Raw genomic sequence first — 15,321 nt, forward strand, 5'->3', positions numbered from 1 at the left:
TTGGTAGGCTGCCGTCAGCGGTGGGTATGCGCCAAGGGCAGCCGACCAACGGTCGGCTCTACCGGTTTCGGGCGTGCGGCCGAGGTGTTGGCCAGCGATGCCCTTGGATCAGTCGCGCGCGACCTGGAAGCCGGCGAACGACTGGCTGACCGGCATCACTTCGAGGCGATTGATGTTCAGATGCGCCGGCAGCGAGGCGACCCAGAAGATCTGCTCGGCGATGTCCTCGGCGGTCATCGGGTTGGCGCCGGTGTAGAGCTTGTCCGAAGCGGCCTGGTCGCCATGGGTGCGGACCACGGTGAACTCGGTTTCAGCCATGCCCGGTTCGATCGTCGTCACACGCACGCCGCTGCCGTGCAGGTCCGAGCGCAGGCCCAGCGAGAACTGGCTGACGAAGGCCTTGGTGCCGCCGTAGGCGTTGCCGCCCGGGTACGGGTACACCCCGGCGACCGAGCTGATGTTGATGATCGCGCCCTTGCGCGCGACCAGCTGCGGCAACAGGCGATGGGTCAGCGTCACCAGGGCGGTGACGTTGGTGTCGATCATGGTGCGCCAGTCCTCCAGCGAGGCGCTCTGGGCCGGGGCGGTGCCCTGGGCCAGCCCGGCGTTGTTGACCAGCAGGTCGATGTCGGCGAACCCGGCCGGCAGGGCGGCCAGTGCCGCTTCCATCGCCACGCTGTCGCGCACGTCGAACACCGCGGCATGCACGCGCTCGGGACCGTAGGCATCGACCAGCGGCTGCAGGCGCTCGGCACGGCGACCGGTGGCGATCACGCGCCAGCCGGCCTGGGCGAAACGGTGGACAGCGGCGGCGCCAAAGCCGGAGGTGGCGCCGGTAATCAGAGCGGTACGGGTCATCGAGGTACTCCGTGGAGATCCCGACCATTTTCGCACCGATGCCCGCCCGGTGCAGCGCCGTGCGCTGCTCCGCTACCCGGTCCTGCGCGCCTTCGTCTCAGCGGATGCGGAACACCCGTGCCTTGGGCAGGTCTTCATCCACCTGCAGGAACCAGCGGCCGGCGATGCCCGGCACCACCACGATCTCGGGGTTGCTGCGGGCGGTCTTGAGCGTCATCTCGCCCTTGAGCACCTGCCACTGCTGGCCGTTGTCGAGGGTGAACACGGTGCCGGGGGCCCAGCCGCCCACCTGGCCGGTGACCTTGGCGGTGATGGGGCCGTCGTCCAGCCCGGGGAACAGGGGTGCCGGCGCCGGGGCCTCGGCCTCGGCCTGGCGCAGCAGGCGGTTCAGCGTCTGCAGCTGGGCCGGGGTCAGCCCGACCTCGGCCAGCGCCTGCGGATCCAGCCGCTGCTCCAGCGCCACATACGGAACCTGCGCCCCAGCCTGCCCCGCCAGCAACATGCCCACACACCCGAGTACCTGCCACCTGCGCATTGCCTGCTCCACTGCCTGTCGATGCCTGATCGCGGCACTGTGCTTCACTTTCATGGCAGCCAGATGACAGCGACCACCGGTCGCAGCCGGCGGCGCGCCCGGCACGGGGTAAAATGGCCGCCAGCCGCGCAGCCGCGCCGGCGGTATTGGACGTCCCATGATCAACAACGATGTACTGCGCAGCATCCGCTACATGCTCGACCTCAGCGACGGCATGATCGCCGACACCTGTGCCCTGGCCGATCCGGCCTTCGTGGTCGACAAGGCCGATGTGGCCGGCTGGCTGCGCAAGGAAGACGAAGAAGGCTTCGTGCCCTGCGACGACCGCACCCTGGCGCATTTCCTGGATGGCCTGATCGTGCATTTCCGTGGCCGCGACGAGAGCCAGCCGGTCCGCACGGTGGAAAAGCGCATCACCAACAACCTGGTGCTGAAGAAGCTGCGCGTCGCCTTCCAGCTGAAGGACGTGGACATGCACGAGGTGTTCGACGCCGCCGGTTTCTCGGTCTCCAAGCCGGAACTGTCCGCGCTGTTCCGTCAGCCGGACCACAAGAACTACCGCGCCTGCGGTGACCAGATGCTGCGCAATTTCCTCAAGGGCCTGACCCTGCGCGTGCGCGGCGCCTGAGTGAGGCCTTGGTGCGTGGCTCCGGTGCCGGGGCCACGTGCTGCAGCAGTTCCGCCATGAAGGCCCGCGCCGCCGGCGTGGGCAGGTTCGACCAGACCGCATGAACCCGCCGGGTCGGTGCACCCTGGATTGCCACACAGGCAACGCCGCTGAAAGCGGCAGCGATCGCCTGCGGCACGATGCCGACCGCCAGACCCTGCTGCACGAAGCGCTCGACCAGCGCCATGTGATTGATCTCGAACGGCACCCGATGGGGCAGTCCGGCGGCGGCGAAGGCCTCGTCCGTCTGCCGACGGGCCCCACTGCCCTGCGGGAAATCCACCAGCGGCAGCTCGGCCAGCGTCGCCAGCGAGAGCCGTCTGCGCGTCGCCAATGGATGCGCCGGCGGCAGCACGGCGACCATCGCCTCCTCGGCCAGCAATCGGTGCTGGGCGCCCTCGATCGGGGTCCCCGGGGACAGGCCGACCAGCGCCACATCCAGCCGCCGCTCGCGCACGTCGGCCATCAGCACTTCGCTCTTGTCCATGCGCAGGCGGAACTCGACCTGCGGATAGCGCTGGTGAAAGGCCGCCAGGCAAGCGACCAGATCCACCGCGGTCAACGAGGTGATCTGGCCGATGTGCAGGATGCCGCGCACCTGGCCACCGACGGCGGCGACGTCATCGCGCAGATGCCGCAGTGACGCCAGCACCTGGCGTGCGTGCGTCAACAGTGCTTCACCGGCGGGCGTTACCCTGACCTGACGCGGCAGGCGCTCGAACAGCGTGGCCTGCAGTTCGTCTTCGAGATGGGCGATCTGGTGGCTCAGCGCCGACTGTACGACGTGGCAGCGCTGCGCGGCTCGGGTGAAGTTGCCTTCCTCGGCCAGCGCCACCGCGAACTCGAGCTGCTTGAGGTTCATCGTGCCATCTCATTTTCAGATGCATCGGATGATAACTATTCATTTCCCTCATTTACCGATCGGGCGGACACTGGCGCCCCTTCTTTCCTGGAGCCCGTCATGACCCACGACGTGCCCTCGCCCCTCAGCCGCTGGCAGGTCCTGCTGATGGCCTTCGCCACCGGTGTGGCCGTGGCCAGCAACTATTACGCGCAGCCGCTGCTGCACACCATCGCCGGGCAGTTCGGGGTGTCCTTCGCGCGTGCCGGTACGGTGGTGACCGTGGCCCAGCTGAGCTATGCGGCGGGCCTGATCCTGCTGGTGCCGCTGGGCGATCTGTTCGAACGGCGCCGGCTGATCGTGGTGATGTCGCTGCTGTCGGCGGCGGGCCTGGTGCTGAGCGCGCTCAGCCATCAGTTCGTGTGGCTGCTGGTGGGCACCGCGCTGACCGGCCTGTTCTCGGTGGTGGCACAGGTGCTGGTGCCGTTCGCGGCGACGCTGGCGCGGCCGGAAGAGCGTGGCCAGGTGGTCGGCACGGTGATGAGCGGCCTGCTGCTCGGCATCCTGCTGGCGCGCACGGTAGCCGGGGCGCTGTCCTCGCTGGGCGATTGGCGCACCGTGTACTGGATCGCCGCGGCGGCGCTGGTGCTGACCACGGGCATGCTCTATCGGCATCTGCCGCGCTTCCATCAGACCGCCGGGCTGGGCTATCTGCAGCTGCTGCGCTCGATCGGCACGCTGTTCGCGCAGGAACCGGTGTTCCGCCTGCGCACCGTGCTGGGCGCGTTGAGCTTTGCGATGTTCGCGATCTTCTGGACGCCGTTGGCGTTCCTGCTTGCGGCCGAACCGTATGGCTACAGCGATGCGACGATCGGTCTGTTCGGGCTGGTGGGTGCGGCCGGCACGCTGGCCGCCGGTGTGGCCGGACGCATGGCCGACCGTGGCAAGGCCGCGTTGGCCACCACCGTGGCGCTGGTGCTGCTGGCCGCGTCATGGCTGCCGCTGGGCTTCTCCACGCACTCGCTGATCGCACTGGTGCTGGGCGTGATCGTGCTCGATCTGGCTGCGCAGTTGTTGCATGTGAGCAACCAGAACGTGGTGTATGCACTGCGCCCGGAAGCACGCAACCGGCTCAATGCCGGCTACATGACCGGCTATTTCATCGGTGGCTCGCTGGGCTCACTGGTCTCGGCGCAGGTGTTTGATCGCTTCGGCTGGACCGGTGTGTGCGTCACCGGTGCGGGCGTCGCGCTGGTGGCGATGGCGGTGTGGGCGGTGGCGGTGGTACGCCGGTAGAGCCGACCGTTGGTCGGCTGCATTGCGCGCCGCCTGGAGCAGCCGACCAACGGTCGGCTCCACCCGGGTTGACGCTACGTTAGAAGGCGGTTTGTACCGCGACCTCGACGCGCGATCCCGCGTTGCCCGGGAACAGCTGTTTCGCGGCACCGTCGGTGTCATGCCCGGTCACCCGCAGCTCCCACGGCCCGTGCACCCGCCACACCAGGCTGAGCTGGCCGTGCAGGTAATCCTCGGCCTGCGCGCTGTCCAGCCAGTAATGGCCCACCGCGCCCTCGATGCGCCACTGCCCGCCCAGCGGCAGACGCGCGCCGAGCTGCGCATAGGTGCCGCCGTGGCCACCGGCCAACGCGTTGTCGGAGACGCCGACCTGCAGCCACGCGCGTTGCCGCCAGGTCACCGTGCCGTTGAGCTCGGTCCAGTCCAGATCGACGGTGGTCGAGGGATACAGGTAGCGGGTCAGATTGACGTCCACGCTCCAGTCCGGCGTCACCGCGCCGCTCCAGCCGGCGATGAGATCGAATTCGCTGCGCGCGCCGTTGTCCGGGCGGAACGAGACGCCCGAGCCCCACGCCGAGGCATACCAGCCGGTGGCCGTACCGAGCTTCACGCCGGCCTGCGCGGCCGGATCGCCGTCGCTCTGGGAGCTGCCGCGCCAGACGTAGTCCGAGGTCAGCGTCGCATTGCCCTCCACCGCGGCCGCGGCCGCACCACTCATGACCAGCCCCACCAGCACCGCGCCGCAGCGCAGGCGCTGTTTCAAAGGTTTACCCACCACGTGCCCTGCTCCAGATGACGGCCGCGCCGTCGAGAGCGACAGTGTCGTCAGGCGGGGCGTAACGCCGCCATGGCGTACCCGGGCGATCGGCGCAACGTTTCTGTAAATCCTGCGTCAGGGTGGTGCCCGGAGGTGCGCGGTATCATGGCCGCTCTGACCTGTTGCGAGTAATGGCGTGGACGCGATCCTGACCCCGGTATCGATTGGCGAGCTGATCGACAAGATCACCATCCTGGAAATCAAGGCCGAACGCATCGCCGATGCGGGCAAGAACGCCAACGTCCGCAAGGAACTCGAGGGCCTGTGGCCGCTGTGGCAGCAGCAGGTAAGCGCCCAGCCGGGGCTGGAGGCGTTGAAGACGCAGCTCAAGGCAATCAACGAGCGCATGTGGGAGATCCAGGATCAGCTGCGCGACAAGGAAGCAGCGCAGGTGTTCGACGATGCCTTCATCCAGCTGGCGCGCGGTGTCTATGGCACCAATGGCGAGCGGGTCAAAGTGAAGAACGAGATCAACCGCATCGCCGGCTCGCAGCTGGTCGAAGAAAAGCAGTACCAGGGCGAGTAAGCCCGCGGGTACGCGCCGGGCTCAGTGCCCGGTCGCGGCCATGAAGCGTTCGCGGTCCTGCTGGGTACGCCGGCGGATTTCGGCCAGCGCTTCATTCTCGGTGGCTTCCAGCATCGATTCGAACAGCCGCTGGAAGTGGTTGCGCATGGCCGACCGCGCCGCTGCCGGGTCGCGTTGGCGCAGTGCATCCAGAATCCGGGTGTGTTCCTCGTCGCGGGTGTCATCGTCGTTGTGGCAGACGTTGGCGTAGACCTTCTTGACCCGCGGCAGCTCGTTGCGCATCCGCCAGATCAGCTGCACGCAGTGCTCCACCACCGGGTTGCCGGCGATCCGCGCGATCGACAGGTGGAACTGACGATCCGCCTCGCTGGCCGCCGCCTCGCCCGAATTCGGGTCGACCATGGCCGCGATCAGGCCGGCCAGGTCCTCCAGTTCGGCATCGGTGATGCGGCTGGCCGCCATCGCGGCGGCCTCGGCCTCGATCACCGCACGTGCCGCGGTCAGGTCGAACGCCGAGACGTCGGGCAGTGCGCCCGGCGCCTGCGACGGCTTGGTCTTCACGTAAACGCCGGAGCCGGTCTTGATGGTGATCAGGCCCTGCGCTTCCAGCGCGATTTCCGCCTCGCGCACCGTCACCCGGCTCACGCCCAGGCGTTCGGCCAGGTCGCGCTCGCCCGGCAGGCGCGAGCCCGGCGGGAATTCGCCCTTCTCGATCAGCGCGACGATTTCGGCAGCAATGGACTGGTACAGACGGGGTTCGGACATCATCAAAGGCCTGCTGACAGGTGGCTGGGGACCGACACGCGACCGCGCCTTCAGAGAGCGGCGCGGTCGGAAAAACCGCGCCACTGACCTCAGAAGCGGTAGCGCACCCCCAGATAATACCGCCGCCCGTACGTGGTGTACTCGCGGAAGCTGCCGAGGATGGGCATATCCGACACCCGCGGCTCATCGGTGAGGTTGCTGGCCGACAGCGACAACGACAAGTGCTTGTTCACTTTGTAGGTGGCGCGGAAGTCCAGCGAGCCATTGTCCCGCACATAGCGGTTCTGCGACGGGTCGCCGACAAACTGCTGGTAATAGTCGGAGCGGTACTTGTAGATCGCCTGCAGATCGAGCTTGCCCAGGCCCCAGTACACCTGTGCCGACGCCACATGCTTGGACAACCCGAAGATATTGGCCGGCTCGACGATACCCGGGGTCACCACGCCGGTCGAGGGGTCGGTGGACTCGCCCAGGCGCAGGTCTTCGGTCTTGAAGTTGGAATCGGCGTAGTTGTAGCTGGCCTTCACACCCAGTCCGGAGAAGATCCCCGGCAGGTAGGAGAAACTGTGCGAGGCGGTGAACTCCACGCCGAACAGATCGCTCTTCTGGTCGCTGGTGGCCAACTGCTCCACCGGCACGGTCACGCTCTGGCCGTCGATATCGAACGATTCGTTGACGATCACCGGCATCGAGCCGCCGTTGAACTGCTTGTAGTACAGCGCACCGGACAACATGGTGTCTTCGTTGGCATACCACTCCAGCGAGAGGTCGCCGTTCCACGACATCAACGGCTTGGCGCGCGGGTTGCCGGTGGCGGTGATGCTGCGCAGCGCATCGCCCACGCTGTTGAACTCGGTATCCACCTCGCCCAGGTTGAAGGTGCGGCCAAAGCCTTCAGCGGCCAGGTCCGGACGCGACATCGCCCGATACGCGCCCACGCGCAGCAGCAGGTCCGGGCGCAGTTCGAAGGCCGCGTTGAAGCTGGGCAGCCATTCGGTATTGCTGGACTTGAGCACCTGCGAGGTGTAATCGCCGGTGGGCTCCAGGGTCACGGTGCCGTCGGGATTGTTGATCACATCCAGGCCGCTGCGCAGCCCGACCGAGCGCACCTCGGTGCGCACACCCCGCACGCCGATGTTGCCGGTCACCGGCAGGCCGAACCATTCGGCGCTGTAATCGCCCATCAGGTACAGCGCGCTGGTTTTCTCGGTGACATCGTTGTTGGCCGGGTTGCGCAGGTCCGCGCTCAGCCCGGTGTCGTCCACGCCGGTGAAGGCCTTGAACAGGCAGCGGCTGTCGAAGCTGGCCCACTGGTCGATGGTGTTGCCACTGGCGTTGGCCAGGAAATCGTCCTGCGGGAACGCCTGGCGGCAGGCCAGGTTGGCAGCGCGGATCGCGGCGACATTGGTGGTGGTGACATCCACGGTGTCGGTGTAATCGGTGTAGGTCGCCTCGGAGCGGCGCAGGCCCCCCTTGATCGCGGTGAAGAAGCCGCTTTCCGGGGTGAACGTGGCATCGAAGCGGCCGGCACGGATGGTGTGCTCGCGGTGCTGCTGACGTCGACGCACCAGCGCCGAATCGGTGAAGTTGTCCGGGTTGTTCACATCGAACGCCGGATCCAGGTAAATGCTCGGCACATCACCGCTGTAGTCATAGGTGTAATCGACGTAGCGGGTGTTCTTGATGCCGCCGACCGGCCTGCCGTTGACGTCGGTGCGGCCGGCACGCAGGCGGGTGCTGCGTTCGATCTGATCGCGCTCGGTGTTGGAGTAGGACAGATCGGTGGACAGCGTCCACGCCGGGCTCGGCCGGAAGATCACGTTGAGCCCGCCGCCGGTGTATTCCTCCTGGCGCTCCAGGAAATTGCCGGTGGAATCGACCGTGGTGCTGCCGGTGTGGTGCAGCAGCGCGCCATCGTCGGTGACGACGCGGTTGTTGAGGTTGCGCATCATCGAGGACAGCGACAGATCCGAGCGGTCTTCGGTGTAATCGCGCTTGGAGTGCTGGTAATCCAGGTTCACTTCCACCGTATCGCTGGGCCGCCACTGGAGTGCGGCGAACTGCGAATCGCGCTTGTCGTGCTCGATGAACTGGCGGTAGATGCGGCTGCTGGGCACCAGGTAATACGGCACGCCGTTGGCGACCTGGTTGCCGTTGACCTGGGTGCAGTTGCGCGTTGCGCCAACCACTTCACGGCCATCGCAGGCCACCCAGGTGGAGCTGCTGGAGAACATCTCTTCCGGGTTGCTGCCTTCCAGCGCCTGCACGCCGATGGAGACACCGAGCTTGCCGGCGTTGCCCATGTCGAACTGGTCGATGTAGCTGGCGGTACCGCGCCAGCCGACGCCGTCCTTGTCCTTCAGACGGTCATCGTAGTCCTGCCAGGTGCCCCGGCCATCGAGCTGGAACGTGCGCTTGCCGTACTCCAGTGGTTTGACCGTCTCCATGTTGATCGTGCCCGCCACGCCACCTTCGACGAAGTCGGCGCGCTGGGTCTTGTAGATCGCCACAGTGTTGATCAGCTCGGACGGGAACTGGTTGAAGTTCACCGAGCGGTCGCCACTGCCGTTGGTGGCCTCGCGGCCATTGAAGGTGGACGAACCGAGGAACGGGCCCAGGCCACGGATCGAGATTTCCGACGCACCGCCCTTTTCGCGGTGGGTGGAGGCACCAGTGATCGTTTCGATCGCTTCACCGATCGACAGCGCCGGCAGATCACCGATGTCGTCGGCGGCCAGCACATCGGAGACCACGGTCTCCTCGCGCTTCTTGTCGATCGAGGTCTGGATGGTGCCGCGGATGCCGGTCACCTGGACCTGATCAAGCGTGGTGGCTTGCCCCGGCGGCGAGGCCGGTGCATCGGCGTCCTGTGCGTGGGCCAGCGGCAGGGCCGCGGTGGCACACAGGGCATAGAACAGCGCGCTGTGCAGCGCGGTGCGGCGGAGGCCTCGTGGTGAGGCCGTACGGCGGTCATGCAACATCGTGATCTCCCTCCCAGGATGGATCGTCCGATTACACGGATTCGATCCGGAAGATTCACGACTGATGAACCAATGTCAATGAATTGGTACTAAAGTTTACCCCGCACTACCGTCCAGACCACTTTGCGTGGAATTAATGTGCGGACGCAGCAGAAAAATGCGCAAACCACATACCACATGCGCCTAAAGTGGTATGCGATTGTGGTTGACGTCCGCGCACGGCAACCTGTTAGGATCGTGGCTCGCGTCAGTCGCCACGGTTCATCTGGGAGGGTAAGCCCGTGACTTTGCAACACTCGCATGCGCCGTTGGCGCGGCGTCCCATGGCCAAGGCCTTGCTGTTGAGCCTCTCCCTGGCGGCATTCCCTGCCGTGGCGGCCGATTATCTGGTGCGGGACGCTGCTGCCTATGCCACCGCCGTACGCGCCCTCGCCCCCGGCGATACGGTGATCCTGGCGGACGGCGTCTGGCGCGACGTGGACCTGCTTTTCCGGGGATCCGGCAAAATTGGTCAACCAATTAAGTTGACGGCCCAGACCCCCGGCAAGGTGATTCTCAGCGGCCAGTCCCAGCTGCGTCTGGCCGGTGAGCACCTGGAGGTCTCCAACCTCGTCTTCCGCGATGGTTGGGCGCCGGGTGGCGAAGTGGTGTCGTTCCGGCGGTCAGCCAGTGAGTGGGCCAACCACAGCCGGGTGACCGGGATCGTGATCGACCGCTACAACAAGCCGGATCGCCAGCAGTCCGATCACTGGGTGGCGCTGTACGGCCAGCACAACCGCTTCGACCACAACCAGCTGGTCGGCAAGACCAATGCGGGCACCACCCTGGTGGTGGTGCGCAACGCCACCAGCGGCCTGGACAACCAGCACCGCATCGACCACAACTGGTTCGGCCCGCGCCCCAACCTCGGTTCCAACGGCGGCGAGACGATGCGCATCGGCACCAGCCACGATTCGCAGTCCGATTCGCGCACCGTGGTGGAGAACAACTGGTTCGAGCAGTGCGATGGCGAGGTGGAGATCGTCTCCAACAAGTCCGGCGGCAACACTTACCGCGGCAACGTCTTCCAGGACTCGCGCGGCTCACTGGTGCTGCGTCACGGCCATGGCAACCGGGTCGAACGCAATGTGTTCCTCGGCCATGGCAAGGCGCATACCGGCGGCGTGCGCGTGATCAATCGCAACCAGACGGTGCGCGACAACTACTTCGAAGGCATCGCCGGCGACAATTTCGCCGCGGCCTTGAGCGTGATGGCCGGTACCCACAACGCGCCGTTGAACCGCTACGAGCAGATCGATCACGCGGTGATCGAACGCAACAGCTTCATCCAGGTCGGCACGCTGTTGCTGGGCGCGGGGCTGGATGAGGAGCGCAACGCGATGCCAGTGAACAGCCGCATCGCCGGCAACCTGTTCATCGGCGATGGACACCGCGAGCTGCTGCGCACGCAGGGCGATCTCTCCGGCATCAGCTTCGCGGGCAATGTGCAGAGCCCTGCCGCGTCTGCCGGCTTTCCTGGTGGTGTCAGCGGCCAGACCCTGACCCTGCAGCGCGCGGCCAACGGCCTGCTCTACCCCACCGCCGCCATCGATGCCGGTGCCCCGCGCGATCTGACCCCGATTGCCCGCGACCAGGTCGGCGTGGACTGGTACCCCAAGACGCTGCCGACCACCGCCTTGGACAGCGGCGCGGTGCGCAGGGTCGCACCGGGCGAGGACACCCTCACCGCCGCCGTGGCCGCCAGCGCCCCGGGCGACCGGCTGCAGCTGCAGCGCGGCCGCTACACCGTGAGCCAGGTGCTGGCGGTGGACCATCCGCTCAGCGTGGTCGGCCCCGCACGTGGCCAGGCCAGCGTGCAGTTCTCGCGGCCGAGCCTGTTCGAGATCGGCGCGCGCGGTTCGTTGCGCCTGGCGCGGCTGGATATCGACGGCGCGCTCGCCCCGGATGCCGCCGGCAATGCGGTGATCCGCGTGCCGCCGGGCAGCCAGGCCTTCAACTACACGCTGCGCATCGAGGACAGCCGCGTACACGGGCTGACCGCCAACAAGGCCTTCGATGTGATCGCCACCGGCAAGGGCAGCCTGGCCGCGCGGATCGCACTGACCCACGTCACGGTGGAGGACATCACCGGCAGCGTGATCGCCGCGGCCGCCGAGACCGATGACCTGGGCACCTACAACGCCGAGCAGGTGGATCTGCTGGACTCCACGTTCCGCCGCATCGGCGGGCCGGTGGTGAACCTGTATCGCGGCGGCACCGACGAAAGCACCTTCGGTCCGGCGCTGCAGGTGCACGGCAACCAGTTCGAGCAGGCAGGGGTGGCCGATGACACCAGCCTGCGCCTGCATGGCGTGCAGTTCGCCAGCATCCGCGACAACCGCTTCGACCGCAGCGGCCGCATCCGTTTCAGCCATCGCGTCGGGGAACCGACCCTGCGCATGGGCGACAACCCGCTGACGGCCACCGCGCCGTTGCTGTCCGATACCCCTGTTGAGGCCCTGCCATGAATCACGCCCCGCCCCTGATGCTGCTGCTCGCCGCCACGCTTGGCGGGGCCGCGTTGCCCGCTGCGCAGGCCGCACTCGCCGCCCGGCAGGCGCCCGCGGCGTCCGCCACCGCACCGGTGCTGGTCACCGCCGCGCAGTGGACGCAGATGCGTGCCGAGGGTGCGCGCTCGCCACTGTTCGCCAAGGAACAGCAGCGTGCCGAACAGCGCGTGCGCGCGATGATGAAGGCCGGCATCGACGTGCCGGTGCCCAAGGACAAGGGCGGCGGTTACACGCACGAACAGCACAAGCGCAATTACCAGGCCATCCAGGCCGCCGGCGCGCTGTATCGGCTGACCGGCGACAAGGCCTATGCCACCTTCGCCCGCGACCTGCTGCTGGGCTACGCCAAGCTCTACCCGGGCCTGGGCGCGCACCCGCAGGGCCGCGGCCAGATTCCCGGCCGGCTGTTCTGGCAGACCCTCAACGATTCGGTGTGGCTGGTCAGCGCGGCGCAGGGCTACGACGCGATCCGCGACACGCTCAGTGACGCCGACCGCAAGACGATCGACGACAACGTGTTCCGCGCGATGGCCGACTTCCTGTCCGGCACGCCGGAGAACTTCGACAAGATCCACAACCACGCCACCTGGGCGGTCGCTGCGGTGGGCATGACCGGCTACGTGCTGCGCGACACCAACTACGTCGACAAGGCGTTGCAGGGCAGCAAGCGCGATGGCAGTGCCGGCTTCCTGAAACAGGTCGATCAGCTGTTCTCGCCGGACGGGTATTACGAAGAAGGCCCGTACTACCAGCGCTATGCACTGGCCCCGTTCATCCTGTTCGCCAACGCCATCGAGCGCAACGAACCGCAACGCGGCATTTTCAAGCGCCGCGACGGCGTGCTGCTCAAGGCGGTCGATGCGCTGGTGCAGAGCAGCTACGGCGGCTACTTCTTCCCGATCAACGACGCCATTCTCGACAAGGGCCTGGACACCGAGGAACTGGTGGCTGGCATCGATATCGCCTACGCGCAGACCGGTGATGCACGCCTGCTGTCGGTCGCCAAAACACAGAAGCGCGTGCTGCTCTCGCCCGAAGGCCTGCAGGTAGCCCAGGCGCTGGCGGAGAACAAGGCCAAGCCGTTTGCCTTCGTACCGACCCTGCTGCGCGATGGCCCGGACGGCACCGAAGGCGCACTGGCGATCCTGCGCATGGGGGGCGAGAACGGCCAGGCGCTGGTGATGAAGAACACCAAGCAGGGCATGGGCCACGGCCACTTCGACAAGCTCAACTGGTTGTTCTACGACAACGGCCAGCGCGTGGTCACCGATTACGGCGCGGCGCGCTTCCTCAACATCGAGGCGAAGGCCGGTGGCATCTACCTGCCGGAGAACAGCAGCTGGGCCCGGCAGACCATCGCGCACAACACGCTGGTGGTGAACGAACAGAGCCACTTCGGCGGCGACTGGAAGAAGGGCCAGCCACTGGCACCGACGCCGCTGCTGTTCGCGGTCAGTGACGATACCCAGATCGCTTCGGCACGGATGGAGGATGCCTACGACGGGGTCAGCTTCACCCGTACCCAGGCGCTGCTCTCGCACCCCTCGCTGGGCGAGCCGGTGGTACTGGATCTGCTGCGCGTCACCGGCAGCAAGGCCGCGCGCTATGACCTGCCGCTGCACTTCAACGGTCACATCATGGACGTGGGCTTCAAGAGCCAGTCCGCGCTCGCCGCACGTCCGGTGCTGGGCAAGGCCAACGGTTACCAGCACGTCTGGATCGATGCGGCGAGCGAGCCGACCCGTGACGCACGCAGCCTGACCTGGCTGCTGGACGGCCGCTTCTATACCTACCGTTTCGCCAGCACCGCGCCCTCACGTGCGTTGATCGGCGAGAGCGGCGCAAATGATCCTTCGTTCAACCTGCGCCGTGAGCCGATGCTGCTGCAGCGGGTGGATGGGCAGGCTGCCACCACGTTCTACGGCGTGCTCGAACCGCACGGCCAGTACGACGGCACCGCCGAAACCGTGCGGGGCGCCAACAGCCGCATCGACCGCCTCACCCACTACCGCGGCAAGGATGCAGACGTGCTGGTGCTCGACCTGGCCGGCGGCAAGCAGCTCGCCGTGGGCATCGCCGATGACCCGGCCAAGGGCGGATCGCATGAAGTGAGCGGCGGCGGCCACAGCTGGCGCTGGGACGGTGGCTGGAAGCGCTTCGATACCGGCACCCGCACCGGCAAGGACGGCAAATGAAGGTCACCACCCAGGCCCGCACCTATGTCCGTTGGCTGATCGTGGCACTGATCGCCATTGCCACGGTGATCAACTACATCGACCGCAACGCCCTGGCCGTGATGTGGCCGCAGATTTCCAAGGACGTCGGCGCGACCAAGGAAGACTACGCGCTGCTGGTCACGGTCTTCATGCTGTTCTATGCCGCCGGCCAGTTCGTGTTCGGCCGCCTGTTCGACATCATCGGCACGCGGCTGGGCTTTGCGCTGTCGATCGCGGTGTGGTCGATCTCGATCGCGCTGCACTCGGTCACCCATTCCATCCTGTCCTTCAGCATCGTGCGCGCCATGCTCGGCATCAGCGAAGCCGGCGCGTGGCCGGGCGCGGTCAAGGCCAATGCCGAGTGGTTCCCGGCGCGTGAGCGGGCGCTGGCGCAGGGCGTGTTCAATGCGGGCGCGTCGATCGGGGCGATCGTGTCAGCACCGTTGATCGCCGTGCTGTTCCTGTGGCTGGGCTGGCGCGGCACCTTCATCCTGATCGGTGCGATCGGCTTCATCTGGCTGCTGCCGTGGCTGATCATCTACCGCGCCGGCCCGGACAAGCACCCGTGGGTGAGCGCCGCCGAGCGCGCGTTGATCCTGGATGCGCCCACCGAACAACCGGCCGTGCCGGTCCCCGAGTACGTGCCCAGCATGCGCCAGCTGCTGGGCCATCGGCAGACCTGGGGCATCCTGATCTCGCGGTTCTTCCTGGACCCGATCTGGTGGCTGTTCGTGTCCTGGCTGCCGCTCTACCTGGCCGACACCTTCGGCTTCGACATCAAGCAGATCGGCATCTTCGCCTGGGTGCCGTATGTCGGCGCGATGATCGGCAGCCTCGGCGGCGGCTGGTTGTCCGGGCGCCTGATCGGCGCGGGCTGGAGCGTGGACAAGGCCCGCAAGGTGGTGATCACCCTGGGCGGCGCGATCATGGCCCCGGCGCTGCTGGGCGCGGTGCTGGCCACCGATCCGGTCTGGGCCGTGGTGACCATCGCCTTCGTGCTGTTCGGCTTCCAGATCGCCATCGGCAACATCCAGACCCTGCCCGGCGACATCTTCAGCGGCAAATCGGTCGGCTCGGTCGCCGGCTTGGGCGGCATGGCCGCGGTGGCCGGCACGCTGATCACCACGTGGCTGGTGCCGGCGATGACCCACGAATCCTACGCACCCATTTTCATCCTGGTGGCCGCCCTGGTGCCGGCCTCCCTGCTGGCGCTGTGGCTGGTCACCGGTCGCGTGGAAAAAATCCACGGCCCGGTCGAGCGCCGCTGAGC

General features: G+C 67.0%; 12 protein-coding genes. 6 read left to right on the forward strand and 6 right to left on the reverse strand.

Annotated features, from left to right (window positions below):
• Window positions 1–108: 108 nt before the first annotated feature.
• Window positions 109–858, reverse strand: a complete 750-nt coding sequence (locus tag ABE472_RS11230; protein WP_176990950.1) for an SDR family NAD(P)-dependent oxidoreductase — start codon at window positions 856–858, stop codon at window positions 109–111.
• A gap of 97 nt (window positions 859–955) precedes the next feature.
• Window positions 956–1,393 (reverse strand): hypothetical protein, encoded by a 438-nt coding sequence (locus ABE472_RS11235; protein WP_313219930.1) that lies wholly within the window; start codon window positions 1,391–1,393, stop codon window positions 956–958.
• 157 nt (window positions 1,394–1,550) lie between these two features.
• Between ABE472_RS11235 and ABE472_RS11240 the strand changes: the two genes are divergently transcribed.
• Window positions 1,551–2,021 carry a DUF1456 family protein gene (locus ABE472_RS11240; protein ID WP_313219929.1) on the forward strand — a complete coding sequence of 157 codons (471 nt, stop codon included), beginning with the start codon at window positions 1,551–1,553 and terminating at the stop codon, window positions 2,019–2,021.
• Here ABE472_RS11240 and ABE472_RS11245 read toward each other — a convergent pair.
• Window positions 1,987–2,922: a LysR family transcriptional regulator gene (locus ABE472_RS11245; RefSeq protein ID WP_313208814.1), complete on the reverse strand. Its 936-nt coding sequence runs from the start codon at window positions 2,920–2,922 to the stop codon at window positions 1,987–1,989. The two genes, ABE472_RS11240 and ABE472_RS11245, sit on opposite strands and share 35 nt — an antisense overlap.
• A gap of 99 nt (window positions 2,923–3,021) precedes the next feature.
• Between ABE472_RS11245 and ABE472_RS11250 the strand changes: the two genes are divergently transcribed.
• Window positions 3,022–4,197 (forward strand): MFS transporter, encoded by a 1,176-nt coding sequence (locus ABE472_RS11250; RefSeq protein ID WP_313208815.1) that lies wholly within the window; start codon window positions 3,022–3,024, stop codon window positions 4,195–4,197.
• A 79-nt stretch (window positions 4,198–4,276) separates the two neighbouring features.
• On the opposite strand, the gene ABE472_RS11255 is transcribed toward ABE472_RS11250, so the two are convergent.
• Window positions 4,277–4,915 carry a TorF family putative porin gene (locus ABE472_RS11255; RefSeq protein ID WP_346466244.1) on the reverse strand — a complete coding sequence of 213 codons (639 nt, stop codon included), beginning with the start codon at window positions 4,913–4,915 and terminating at the stop codon, window positions 4,277–4,279.
• 235 nt (window positions 4,916–5,150) lie between these two features.
• Here ABE472_RS11255 and ABE472_RS11260 point away from each other — a divergent pair, with 235 nt between their 5' ends.
• Window positions 5,151–5,540 (forward strand): DUF6165 family protein, encoded by a 390-nt coding sequence (locus tag ABE472_RS11260; RefSeq protein ID WP_259260470.1) that lies wholly within the window; start codon window positions 5,151–5,153, stop codon window positions 5,538–5,540.
• Window positions 5,541–5,561: 21 nt separating this feature from the next.
• Here the strand turns inward: ABE472_RS11260 and ABE472_RS11265 are convergent, their stop codons facing one another.
• Both ABE472_RS11265 and ABE472_RS11270 read right to left on the reverse strand, forming a co-directional pair.
• Window positions 5,562–6,305, reverse strand: a complete 744-nt coding sequence (locus ABE472_RS11265) for a FadR/GntR family transcriptional regulator (protein WP_346466206.1) — start codon at window positions 6,303–6,305, stop codon at window positions 5,562–5,564.
• Window positions 6,306–6,394: 89 nt separating this feature from the next.
• Complete coding sequence (locus tag ABE472_RS11270) at window positions 6,395–9,286, reverse strand: TonB-dependent receptor (protein WP_313208816.1); 2,892 nt, start codon at window positions 9,284–9,286, stop codon at window positions 6,395–6,397.
• A 281-nt stretch (window positions 9,287–9,567) separates the two neighbouring features.
• Here ABE472_RS11270 and ABE472_RS11275 point away from each other — a divergent pair, with 281 nt between their 5' ends.
• Genes ABE472_RS11275 through ABE472_RS11285 form a run of 3 tightly spaced genes read left to right on the forward strand, consistent with a single transcriptional unit; the run spans window position 9,568 to window position 15,319 of the window.
• Window positions 9,568–11,793 (forward strand): polysaccharide lyase 6 family protein, encoded by a 2,226-nt coding sequence (locus tag ABE472_RS11275; protein WP_346466207.1) that lies wholly within the window; start codon window positions 9,568–9,570, stop codon window positions 11,791–11,793.
• A complete protein-coding gene (locus ABE472_RS11280) occupies window positions 11,790–14,030 on the forward strand; it encodes an oligoalginate lyase (protein WP_346466208.1) in 2,241 nt (746 codons plus the stop codon). Before ABE472_RS11275 ends, ABE472_RS11280 begins: the two co-directional genes overlap by 4 nt.
• Window positions 14,027–15,319 carry an MFS transporter gene (locus tag ABE472_RS11285; protein ID WP_313208819.1) on the forward strand — a complete coding sequence of 431 codons (1,293 nt, stop codon included), beginning with the start codon at window positions 14,027–14,029 and terminating at the stop codon, window positions 15,317–15,319. Before ABE472_RS11280 ends, ABE472_RS11285 begins: the two co-directional genes overlap by 4 nt.
• Window positions 15,320–15,321 lie beyond the last annotated feature (2 nt).

Source organism: Stenotrophomonas sp. TWI809 (genome assembly GCF_039673205.1).
Classification (GTDB): Bacteria; Pseudomonadota; Gammaproteobacteria; order Xanthomonadales; family Xanthomonadaceae; genus Stenotrophomonas.

Bases quoted from the DNA above. Each gene is read 5' to 3' on its own strand.
- ABE472_RS11285 (WP_313208819.1), top strand. From the start codon at position 14,027: ATGAAGGTCACCACCCAGGCCCGCACCTATGTCCGTTGGCTGATCGTG.
- ABE472_RS11280 (WP_346466208.1), top strand. From the start codon at position 11,790: ATGAATCACGCCCCGCCCCTGATGCTGCTGCTCGCCGCCACGCTTGGC.
- ABE472_RS11240 (WP_313219929.1), top strand. From the start codon at position 1,551: ATGATCAACAACGATGTACTGCGCAGCATCCGCTACATGCTCGACCTC.
- ABE472_RS11250 (WP_313208815.1), top strand. From the start codon at position 3,022: ATGACCCACGACGTGCCCTCGCCCCTCAGCCGCTGGCAGGTCCTGCTG.
- ABE472_RS11235 (WP_313219930.1), bottom strand. From the start codon at position 1,393: ATGCGCAGGTGGCAGGTACTCGGGTGTGTGGGCATGTTGCTGGCGGGG.
- ABE472_RS11230 (WP_176990950.1), bottom strand. From the start codon at position 858: ATGACCCGTACCGCTCTGATTACCGGCGCCACCTCCGGCTTTGGCGCC.
- ABE472_RS11265 (WP_346466206.1), bottom strand. From the start codon at position 6,305: ATGTCCGAACCCCGTCTGTACCAGTCCATTGCTGCCGAAATCGTCGCG.
- ABE472_RS11245 (WP_313208814.1), bottom strand. From the start codon at position 2,922: ATGAACCTCAAGCAGCTCGAGTTCGCGGTGGCGCTGGCCGAGGAAGGC.
- ABE472_RS11270 (WP_313208816.1), bottom strand. From the start codon at position 9,286: ATGTTGCATGACCGCCGTACGGCCTCACCACGAGGCCTCCGCCGCACC.
- ABE472_RS11255 (WP_346466244.1), bottom strand. From the start codon at position 4,915: ATGAGTGGTGCGGCCGCGGCCGCGGTGGAGGGCAATGCGACGCTGACC.